This is a genomic window from Mesorhizobium sp. M2C.T.Ca.TU.002.02.1.1 (assembly GCF_003997225.1).
The window spans coordinates 1-11102 of the sequence record NZ_RZTO01000115.1 but is presented as its reverse complement, the minus strand read 5'-3'; the positions used below and the strand labels follow the sequence as shown (position 1 = coordinate 11102).

The following is an 11102-nucleotide window of genomic DNA, read 5'->3' as shown; positions in this document are numbered from 1 at the left end:
CGGCTCCAGTCAGCAGCCCGTCGATGCCGGCGCCAGCCAGCACGACCATTGGTACTTCAATGCCGGCAACGAGGATGCCGGACATGCTCAACCGGCAGCGCCGGCGAAGGACATGGAAGGAGCCACCACGGTCGAAGGCCAAGGGCAGGATGCCAGCGGGACCGCTACGTCATCCCAGCCGACCCCGCCCCGCGACATCGACCGCTCCGCGCCGCCGCTGCGCTTCGTCTGGCGCACCGACGCCGAAGGCAGGTTCAGCGCGCTGTCGCCCGAATTCGCCGACATCGTCGGCCACCCTGCCGCCGATGTGATCGGCCGTCGCTTCAGGGATGTCGCCGCCACCTTCGGCCTCGACGCCTCGGGCGAGATCGCCGGCCTGCTCGACCGGCGCGATACCTGGTCCGGCCGTTCGGTGCTGTGGCCGGTGGCGGGAACCGGTCTGAAGATCCCCGTCGATCTGGCGGCGCTGCCGGTCTATGGCCGCAGCCGCGCCTTCGAGGGTTTTCGCGGTTTCGGCGTCGCGCGCGCGGCCGACGCCGTGGTCGATCCCGAAGCGCTTGGCATGGCCCTGGTGCCGAATGCCGTGCCGACCGAGGCCACCTCCGGCGCAACCGAACCGTCGGTCGAGCAGCCGGCAGTGGAACAGACGCCGCCGGAACAGTCGAAGCCCGAAGATCCGTTCCAGGGCGAAGTGCCGGCGCTGACCATCGTGCCGAAACCGGAGCGTCGCTTCGCCGACAAGGTGATAAGGCTGGCCGAGCATCGCCAGCCGGCCAACGACAAGCAGCCGGGAACCGACACGCCGGCAAATCAGCGGAGCCTGTCGATCCTCGAGCGAAGCGCCTTCCGCGAGATCGGCGAGCGACTGCGCAAGGACAGTGCTGCCGAGGAGCGCGTCCCCCAAGCCGACAAGCAGCCCGGTGCGGCCACCGCCGGCGAGGACACGGCGACGGTGAAGGAACCGGCCAACGAAGCGAGGGCCGACGCAAGCCGGCCGCTTCCGCCTGACGCGGCGAAGCACGACGATTCCACGCGGGAAGCGAGCCCGGCTTCCGCACCGGACGTCTCGGCAGTCGACGACGCGAAGGCCGATGCGGAGACCGCGGAGGCGCAGACCGAGGCTGAGGACCAGGAAGACCTGGCGCGGCTCGACGGCATCGATGACGCCGCCGGGACGGGCGCCACCGGCCAGACCGGGACCTCGGCCATCTCCGGCTCGCTGCTCGACTATGCCGATGAGGAGAAATCCGCCGAGGAAATCGGGGGCGCGTCGGTTTCCCAGCCCGAACAGGCGGAGGACTCCCTGCAGGCCGCCGAACATGCCGCCGCGCAGCCGCGGCAGCCGGTCGAACAGCCTGCGGCGCAGAAGGCCGCGGTCGGGCAGCCTGGCCGCGATGCGACGGCCGACGATGACGGCATGACCGCCGACGATTTCCGCGATGCGCAGGACAACGAGGATTGGGCGGGCTCCGACGCGGACGCCGCCCCGGCCGCGGAAGAAGCGGCGGCGCGGGCGCGGCCGCGCCTCGACGTGCCGCCGCTCAAACTGTCGGGTTTCGTGCCGTCCGCCCTTTCGACCGGAGAGGAAGCCAAGGCGCCCGATACGTCCATCCTTGCCAGGCTGCCGGTGCCGCTGCTCATCCATTCGGGCGACGTGCTGCATTATGCCAATGACGCCTTCCTCGAACTCACCGGCTACGACGCGCTGGACGACCTCGCGGATGCGGGGGGGCTGGGCGCGCTCTTTGCCGATCCCTATGCCGAGGACACCGCGACGGACGAAAGCGATCACTCGCTGAAGCTCAAGACCCGCAACGGCCAGGAATTCCCGATCGATGCGCTGCTGCGCTCGGTGCCGTGGCGCGGCGGCAAGGCGCTGATGCTGGTGGTGCGGCGGTCCGGCGAGGACGACGCGGCGGCGCATTTCACCGCCGCCAATGACGAGCCGGCGCTGCAGCCGGACGTGCCGGAGCTGAAATCGCGCATCGCCGAGATGCGCACCATCATCGACACCGCCACCGACGGCGTCGTGCTGATCGGCCGCGACGGCGACATCCGCTCGATCAGCCGTCCGGCGGAAGCGCTGTTCGGTTTCGACAGCGACGAGGTCGCGGGCAAGCCGTTCGCCTCGCTGTTTGCCATAGAAAGCCAGCGCGCGGCGCGCGACTATCTCGCCGGCCTTTCGGAACCGGGCGTCGCCAGCGTGTTGAACGACGGCCGCGAGGTCATCGGCCGCGAGGCTCAGGGGCGTTTCATCCCGCTGTTCATGACCATCGGCAGGCTGCCCAACGACAGCGGCTTCTGCGCCGTGGTGCGCGACATCACGCAATGGAAGCGGGCCGAGGAAGACCTGACACAGGCGCGCGCGGTGGCCGAGCGCGCCTCCTCGCAGAAGACGGATTTCCTGGCCCGCATCAGCCACGAGATCCGCACGCCGCTCAACGCCATCATCGGCTTTTCCGAGCTGATGGTGGACGAGAAATTCGGCCCGATCACCAACGACCGCTATCGCGACTACCTGCGCGACATCAACCGGTCAGGCAATCATGTACTCGACCTCGTCAACGACCTGCTCGACATCTCGAAGATCGAGGCCGGCCAGCAGGAGATGGACTATGAGGCGGTGTCGCTCAACGATACGCTGGCCGAGACGGTGGCGATGATGCAGCCGCAGGCCAATCGCGAACGCGTCATCATCCGCTCCAGCTTCGCCTCGCGGCTGCCGGAAGTGGTGGCCGACCTGAGAAGCGTGCGCCAGATCGCCCTCAACATCCTGTCCAACGCCATCCGCTACACCCAGGCCGGCGGCCAGGTGATCGTCTCGACCGCTTACGAAGCCTCGGGCGATGTCGTCATGCGCGTGCGCGACACCGGCATCGGCATGACCCAGGCAGAGATCGAGCAGGCGCTGAAGCCGTTCAAGCAGATCAACGCGTTGAAGCGCGGACGCGGCGACGGCACCGGCCTAGGCCTGCCCCTCACCAAGGCCATGGTGGAAGCGAACCGCGCCCGTTTCGCCATCACCTCGACGCCGGGCGAAGGAACACTGGTCGAGGTCGCCTTCCCCTCGACGCGCGTGCTCGCCGAATAAGATCGTCCTGGATCGGTTCGGCCAAAGAAAAAGGCGCCCTGAAGGACGCCTTGAGAAATGGGATGCTGTCACAACGGGGGCTTGAGCTGAACCTCAGGGGACGAGGAACGGGATTTCTCCCTCAAGTTACACGCGACTATCGGGGTCGTCCCTTAACAACTCCTTACCGGGTCGCGAAAAAATTTACGAATGTGTACCACCCGTGAAATCTAGGTAAATTCGCCAGACAGATTTCGTTAACCACTCCATTTTCTATCTCGACGCAATTCCGGACGGAAAACCGCTGCACACTTTTCCTGGAATTGCTCTAGCTCGCCAGTTGCGGCAGGTCGCGGAACAGCTCCAGCGCTTCCGGGTTGGCGAGCGCTTCCTTGTTCTTCACGGCGCGGCCGTGGACCACGTCGCGCACCGCGAGCTCGGTGATCTTGCCGGACTTGGTGCGCGGGATGTCGGTGACGGCGACGATCCTGGCCGGCACGTGGCGCGGGCTGGCGCCGGTGCGGATCCTGGCGCGGATGCGCTTTTCCAGATCCTCGTCCAGAACAATGCCCGTGGCCAGCCGCACGAACAGCACGACACGGACATCATTGTCGAAATCCTGGCCGATGCAGAGCGCCTCGAGGATTTCCGGCATCTGCTCGACCTGGTTGTAGATCTCGGCCGTGCCGATCCTCACCCCGCCCGGATTGAGCGTGGCGTCGGAACGGCCATGAATGATCATGCCGCCATGGGCCGTCCATTCGGCGAAATCGCCATGGCACCAGACATTGTCGAAACGCTCGAAATAGGCGGCATGATACTTCTTGCCTTCAGGATCGTTCCAGAAGCCGACCGGCATCGACGGGAAGGCTTTCGTGCAGACAAGCTCGCCCTTTTCCTGCCGGACAGGCTTGCCGTCGTCGTTCCAGACGTCGACCGCCAGACCAAGGCCGGCGCCCTGGATCTCGCCGGTCCAGACCGGCTCGGTCGGTACGCCAAGCACGAAGCAGGACACGATATCGGTGCCGCCCGAGATCGAGGCCAGATGCACGTCCTTCTTGATGCCGTCATAGACGAAGCGGAAATCCTCCGGCGACAGCGGCGAGCCGGTGGAAGAGATGGTGCGCACGCTCGACAGATCGTGACTCGCGATCGGCCTCAGGCCGGCCTTGCGAACCGAATCGATGAACTTCGCCGAGGTGCCGAAATAGGTCATCTTCTCGGCATCGGCGAAATCGAACAGCACATTGCCGTCGGGGTAGAAAGGCGAGCCGTCGTAGAGCAGAAGCGTCGCGCCGGAAGCGAGGCCCGAGACCAGCCAGTTCCACATCATCCAGCCACAGGTGGTGAAATAGAACAGACGATCGCCGTCGAGCAGGCCGGCATGCAGGCGATGCTCCTTGACGTGCTGGATCAGCGTGCCGCCCGCCGAATGGACGATGCATTTCGGGATGCCGGTGGTGCCCGAGGAAAACAGGATGTAGAGCGGATGCGCGAAGGGCAGCCGCTCGAAGCTGACGGTCTTCACCGCAAAGGGCGAGAGCGCATCTTCGAGCGCGGTTGCCTTGTCGATGGTGGCGGCGACGTCCTGAGAGGTGCCGAGATAGTCGACGATGAGCACCTTGCGCACGCTCGCAAGTTTCTCGGCCACGGCGCGGACCTTGTCGGCCACCTCGATCGCCTTGCCGTTGTACCAATAACCGTCCGGCGCGATGAAGACGACCGGCTCGATCTGGCCGAAGCGGTCGAGCACGCCCTGCTCGCCGAAATCGGGAGAGCATGACGACCAGACAGCGCCGATCGAGCTTGCCGCCAGCATCGCCGCGATCGTCTCGGGCATGTTCGGCATCATGGCGGCGATGCGGTCGCCGGCCTTGACACCGAGCGACAGCAAGAGCTGCTGCAGCCGCGAGGTCAGCGCGTGGAGCTCGTTCCAGGAGAGCCGGCGCTCGACCTTGTCCTCGCCGCGAAAGACGATAGCCGGGCCGCCGCCGGTCCTCTGCAAAAGGTTCTCGGCAAAATTGAGCCTGGCGTCGGGGAAGAAGCTGGCGCCGGGCATCCGCTCGCCGTCGACGAGGCCCCGCTCGCCCTTGTCGCCGACAAGCCCGCAGAAATCCCAGACCAGGCTCCAGAAGGCTTCGCGGTTGTCGATCGACCAGCGATGAAGTTCGGCATAGCCGGAGAAGGAAATCGCGGCCTTTGCTTCCGCGGCCTTCATGAACGCGGTTAGAGGCGCCGCGTCGATGCGCTCTTGCGTCGGGGTCCACAAAGGTGTGTCGGTGGCCATGATCGCTCCTCCCAAAGCGCGTCCCGTTCGAGCCAGTTAAGCTCATCGTCGCCTATGCCATCGTCCCAGAAACGGCGCGCGATTGCGGATCGGGATCGTGCAGTCCGCTTATGCATATTGCAGCGCAGCAGAGCAAGATTTTGTTCGGTCGGTCCATGGTCGCCGCCGCGCAAATGCCATCGCAAGGCCATAAAGACTTGAAAAGCGTCGGCGCTCGGTTACACCCGTCGGGCGATTTTGTCGGCAACGAAAGCATACGGGGCGAAATGCCATCATCTCTGATCCGGCGCGGGGTATGGGCGATCGGCGTTGCCGTGCTCATCATCGCGCTCGCGGTCGCGGCGCTGCCGCTGATTGCCTCGACCCGCATCGTGCGCGACCGCATCGCCTGGGAATTGAGCGCCTGGAGCGGCTTCAGGGTGACGATCGACGGCTCGCCGCGCATCGAGGTGTGGCCGAAGTTCCGGGCCATCCTCAGCGACGTGACGCTGTCGCAATGGACGGAGACCGAAACACCGCCGGTGGTCGAGGCCGACCGCGTGGAAGTCGATCTCTCAGCCATGGCGGCCTTGCAGGGCAACGTCGCCTTCTCGACCGCAAGGCTGGTGCGCCCGACGATCAGGGTCCAGCGCATGGCGAACGGCTTCTATCTGCCGCCGCTTCCGACCGGAGGGCGCATCACGCGCTCGATCGACACCGCGCGCGGCGTGGTCACCGCCAACCCGCAGAAGCCGGATCTCGGCAGATTGCCGTCCGATCCGTTCGGCACCGTGGAATTCCGCGATGGCCGTGTGGTGACTTCGGTTGACGGCAAGGACAGCGAAATCCTCAGCAGCCTGAACGGCCAGGTGAACTGGGAAGCGATGAACAGCGATGCGTCGATGACCGCGACCGGCATCTGGCGCGGCGAAAGCGTGCAGGTCGATTTCTCCTCGACAAAGCCGCTGGTGTTGTTTGCCGGGGGCGCGGCGCCCGTCACCTTCTCCTTCAAGGCGGCGCCCGCGACATTCTCCTTCGACGGAACGGCATCGATGTCGGACAATGCCTATCTGGACGGCCAGGCAAAATTCGCCGCGCCGTCGCTGCGGCGCGTGCTGGAATGGTCGCAGGCCGGCATCGCGCCGGGCGCTGCGATCGGCGCCGTCTCGGTCAGCAGCAAGGTGAACGCCTCGGCGGGACGCGCGAAGTTCGAGAACACCACGGTCACGCTCAACAACAATCCGGGCATGGGAGCGCTGGATTTCTCCTTTGCCGAGGGACGCCCGGTGATTGCCGGCACGCTCGCCTTCGACACGCTGGATCTGAGATCCTTCCTGTCGGCCTTCACGCCTGTCGTGCCCACCGGCGAGGCCGGCCCCGGCGACATCGACACCAGCTTCGCCGACCGCATCAACCTCGACCTCAGGCTGTCGGCGGCGCATGCCACGGCTGGACCGGTGCAGCTTGCCGACGTCGCGGCGACCGCGCAGGTCAAGAACGGCCTTGCCGTCTTCGACATATCCGACGCGTCGGCCTTCAACGGCACCATCCAGAGCAGCCTGCGCTTCGACCGCAAGCCGGAAGGCACGCAGGTCGAGATGCGGCTCCTGGCGTCGGACGTGGATACGGGTGCCTTTGCCACGGCGGCGGGAATGACGCGGCTGGTGCCGGCCGGCACCGGCACGGTATCGGTCATCCTCAAGGGCCCGGGCAAGGCCTGGAATTCCATCTTCGAGAATGCCGACGGATCGTTCTCGGCGACGTTCGGGCCGGGCACGCTCAACGGGCTAGACCTGCCGGCCTTCCTCAAGCGCAACCAGCAAGGCGGCTTCTTCGCGCTCGACGACGTCGCCAACGGTTCGCTGCCGATCGACGGCGCCGAGATCAAGGCAAGCATTTCGAAGGGCGTGGCGCGCCTGGACAAGGCCGAGATCAATGCGCAGAAATACAAGATCTGGCTGTCCGGCATCGCCTCCTATGTCGGGCGCGGGCTGGCGCTCTCGGGCGGCGTGATGCCCAGCGGACAGCCGCCGCAGCAGTCCCAACAGGCCAACGGTCAGGCGGCCAGCCCTCCTGCCCCTCCGCCGAACCAGTCGCTGTTCTTCGTCGGCGGCAACTGGAGCGCGCCGTTCATCTCGCCGATCGCTCCCGGCGTTTCAGGCCAGTAAGGCGGGGCGCAAAGCGTCCCCGCCCCGCTCCTCACTCAGCCGCGCTGTGCGGCCTGTTCGTCGAGCTGGCGCTGGATCTCGCGGCGCTTGTTGGCGATCGAGGCGATGATGACGCCGATCGCCACCACCGCGATCAGGATCGTGCAGGCGGCGTTGATTTCCGGGGTCACACCGAGACGCACCTGGCTGTAGATCTTCATCGGCAGCGTGGTGGCGCCGGGACCCGAGGTGAAGCTCGCGATGACCAGATCGTCCAGCGAAAGCGTGAAAGCCAGCATCCAGCCGGAGATGATCGCCGGCAGGATGACCGGCAAGGTGATCTGGAAGAAGGTCTTCACCGGCGGCGCGCCGAGATCCATCGCCGCCTCCTCCAGCGAGCGGTCGAAGGAGACCAGCCGCGACTGCACGACGACTGCGACGAAGCACATGGTGAAGGTGATGTGGGCGAGCGTCACCGTGAAGAAGCCGCGGTCGAGGCCGACGGCGACGAAGAGCAAAAGCAGCGAGAGCCCGGTGATGACCTCCGGCATGACCAGCGGCGCAAACACCATGCCCGAGAACAGCACCCGCCCCCTGAAGCGCGTGTAGCGGGTCAGCGTGATGGCAGCGAGCGTGCCGAGCACGGTCGCGACCGTCGCCGATATGACGCCGACGCGCGCCGTCACCCAGGTCGCGTCCATCAGGCCCTGGTTGTGGAACAGCGACACGTACCATTTGGTCGAGAAGCCGCCCCAGACGGTGACGAGCTTGGATTCGTTGAAGGAAAAGACGATCAGAAGCACGATCGGCAGATAGAGGAAGGCAAAGCCCAGCACGATCGACGTGATGTTGAAGCGGCTCCAGGTCGAGTTCATCTGCCCTGCTCCTGTGCCTTTGCCTGCGCCTGCTGGAAGAACATGATCGGAATGGTCAGCACCAGCAGCAGGATGACGGCCACCGCCGACGACACCGGCCAATCGCGGTTCGAGAAGAACTCGTTCCAGAGCGTCTTGCCGATCATCAGCGTCTGCGAGCCGCCGAGGAGGTCGGGGATGACGAACTCGCCGACCGCCGGGATGAACACCAGCAGGCAGCCGGCGACGACGCCGGGCAACGACAGCGGGAAAGTAATCTTCCAGAAGGCGCCCGTCGGCGGACAGCCGAGGTCTTGGGCTGCTTCGATCAGCGAATAATCCATCTTCTCCAGCGAGGAATAGAGCGGCAGCACCATGAAGGGCAGGTAGGAATAGACGATGCCGATGAAGATCGCGGTGTAGGTGTTGAGGATCACCAGCGGCTGGCTGATCAGGCCCGTGGCGAGCAGAACCTGATTGAGCAGACCCTCGGGCTTCAGGATACCGATCCAGGCGTAGACGCGGATCAGAAACGAGGTCCAGAACGGCAGGATCACCAGCATCAGCAGGGTCGGACGGATCGTGGCCGGCGCGCGCGCCATGCCATAAGCGATCGGATAGCCGACGATCAGCGTGAGTATCGTCGAGATGCCCGCGATGATCAGGCTCGTCACATAGGCGTTGAAATACAGCGCATCCTGAGTGAGCCAGGTGTAGTTGTCGAAGTTGAGCTCGCGGAATCCGGCGAGGAATCCCGCCACACCATCCTTGAAGTCGAGCACCGGCGTATAGGGCGGCATCGAGATCGCCGTCTGCGACAGCGAAATCTTGAACACGATGATGAAGGGGACGAGGAAGAAGAACAGCAGCCAGAGATAGGGGATGATGATGACGAGGCGGTTGACGAAGCTCGCCGCCAGCCTGGCCGGCAGTGTCGCGGTTTCAGTCGGTGGCGCGGCGGTCGCTGCGATATCGGTCATCTCAGCCTCCTACCTTGTCAGCACGACGCCGGCGTCGGGCCGAAACGAGACCCAGGCGCGATCGTTCCAGGTCAGCGGATCCTCGGTGATGCGCGAGGCGTTCAGAGCGCTCGCCCGCACGATCTGCCCGTCGTCGAGCTTGATGTGATAGACGGTCATGTCGCCGAGATAGGCGACGTCGTAGACCTCGCCTTCCAGCGCGTTGACGGCATCGGCCGGCTTTTTCGAGGAAACCTTGATCTTCTCCGGCCGGATCGCGAAGACGATGTCGGAGCCGGCGGCGGCGTGGCCGCCATTGTCGACGACGATCTGCGCCCCGGTCGCGCCGGTGATACGCGTGGTGCTCGCCGTGCGCTCGGCGACCTTGCCCTCGAACATGTTCACGTTGCCGACGAAATGCGCCACGAAACGCGAGGTCGGCGCCTCGTATATCTCGGCAGGTGTGGCGACCTGCATCACCTCGCCCTTGTCCATGATGGCGATGCGGTCGGCCATGGTCATGGCCTCTTCCTGGTCATGCGTGACGACGACGAAGGTAAGGCCGAGTTCCTGCTGCAGGTCCATCAGTTCGAACTGGGTTTCCTCGCGCAGCTTCTTGTCCAAAGCGCCGAGCGGTTCGTCGAGCAGCAGAACCTTCGGTCGCTTGGCGACCGAGCGGGCAAGCGCCACGCGCTGGCGCTGGCCGCCCGAGAGCTGGTGCGGCTTGCGTTTGGCGAACTGCTCGAGCTTGACCAGCTTCAGCATCTCGGCGACGCGCTTGTCGATATCGGGCCCAGGCATGCCTTCCTGCTTGAGGCCGAAGGCGATGTTCTTCTCCACCGTCATATGCGGGAACAGCGCGTAGGACTGGAACATCATGTTGACCGGCCGCTTGTAGGGCGGGATGCCGCGCAGGTCCTGCCCGTCGAGCAGGATGCGGCCCGCCGTCGGCTCCTCGAAGCCGGCGAGCATCCTCAGCAGCGTCGACTTTCCGCAGCCGGAAGCGCCGAGCAGGGCGAAGAATTCACGCTCGAAGATGGTCAGCGACAGATTGTTGACGGCGGTGAAGTCACCGAACTTCTTGGTGACCTTGTCGAACTGGATATATGGCTTGGCATTCGGGTCGTTCCATGGCGCGAAGTCCCTGCGGATGCTGCCAAGCGATTTCATAATCCCCACTCCGTTACTTTTTTGAATTCCCCAAAAGAAAGCGACCCCGGCAGTTGGCTGCCGGGGCCGCGTCTCGATGCTTATTGGCCGGTGACGATCTTGGTCCAGGTGCGCGTGATGACGCGCTGTGTCTTGGGATCGTATGGCGCAACCGTGTACAGCTTCTTCGTCGTCTCTTCGTCCGGATAGACTGAAGGATCTTCCAGGATCGCCTTGTCAATGAACTGCTGCGAAGCCTTGTTGCCGTTGGCATAGAGCACGTAGTTCGACGACTTGGCGATGACTTCGGGCGTCATCATGTAGTTGATGAACTCGAGCGCGTCGGCGACATGCGGCGCGTCCGCGGGGATCGCCATCTGGTCGAACCACATCTGGGCGCCTTCCTTCGGCACCGAATAACCGATCTCGACCCCCTGCTTGGCTTCCTCGGCGCGGTTGCGCGCCTGGAAGACGTCGCCCGACCAGCCGATCGCCAGGCAGATGTCGCCGTTCGCCAAAGCGTTGATGTATTCGGACGAATGGAACTTGCGGACATAGGGCCGGACCTTCAGCAACGCCTCCTCGGCCTTGGAAATGTCGTCGGGCGAGGTGCTGTTGGGATCGAGTCCGAGATATTTCAGCGCCGCGGGAATGATG

General features: G+C 64.9%; 7 protein-coding genes. 2 read left to right on the top strand and 5 right to left on the bottom strand.

Annotated elements, in window-relative coordinates:
• Positions 1 to 3091 (top strand): PAS domain S-box protein (locus EOD07_RS08935; protein ID WP_127235159.1); only part of this gene is annotated, 3091 nt, incomplete at its 5' end.
• 307 nt (positions 3092 to 3398) lie between these two features.
• Here the strand turns inward: EOD07_RS08935 and EOD07_RS08930 are convergent.
• Positions 3399 to 5357, bottom strand: a complete 1959-nt coding sequence (locus EOD07_RS08930) for an acetoacetate--CoA ligase (RefSeq protein WP_127235158.1) — start codon at positions 5355 to 5357, stop codon at positions 3399 to 3401.
• A gap of 266 nt (positions 5358 to 5623) precedes the next feature.
• Between EOD07_RS08930 and EOD07_RS08925 the strand changes: the two genes are divergently transcribed.
• A complete protein-coding gene (locus EOD07_RS08925) occupies positions 5624 to 7504 on the top strand; it encodes an AsmA family protein (protein WP_127235157.1) in 1881 nt (626 codons plus the stop codon).
• 35 nt (positions 7505 to 7539) lie between these two features.
• Here the strand turns inward: EOD07_RS08925 and EOD07_RS08920 are convergent, their stop codons facing one another.
• The 4 genes from EOD07_RS08920 to EOD07_RS08905 form a co-directional block, all read right to left on the bottom strand.
• Positions 7540 to 8358, bottom strand: coding sequence for an ABC transporter permease subunit (locus tag EOD07_RS08920; protein WP_041008830.1), 819 nt, complete (start codon positions 8356 to 8358; stop codon positions 7540 to 7542).
• On the bottom strand, positions 8355 to 9317 hold the full coding sequence (locus EOD07_RS08915; protein WP_127235156.1) for an ABC transporter permease subunit: 963 nt from the start codon (positions 9315 to 9317) through the stop codon (positions 8355 to 8357). Before EOD07_RS08915 ends, EOD07_RS08920 begins: the two co-directional genes overlap by 4 nt.
• A 9-nt stretch (positions 9318 to 9326) precedes the next feature.
• A complete protein-coding gene (locus tag EOD07_RS08910; RefSeq protein ID WP_073988692.1) occupies positions 9327 to 10466 on the bottom strand; it encodes an ABC transporter ATP-binding protein in 1140 nt (379 codons plus the stop codon).
• A gap of 80 nt (positions 10467 to 10546) precedes the next feature.
• Positions 10547 to 11102: extracellular solute-binding protein (locus EOD07_RS08905; RefSeq protein ID WP_127235155.1), on the bottom strand; the 556-nt coding region annotated here is incomplete at its 5' end.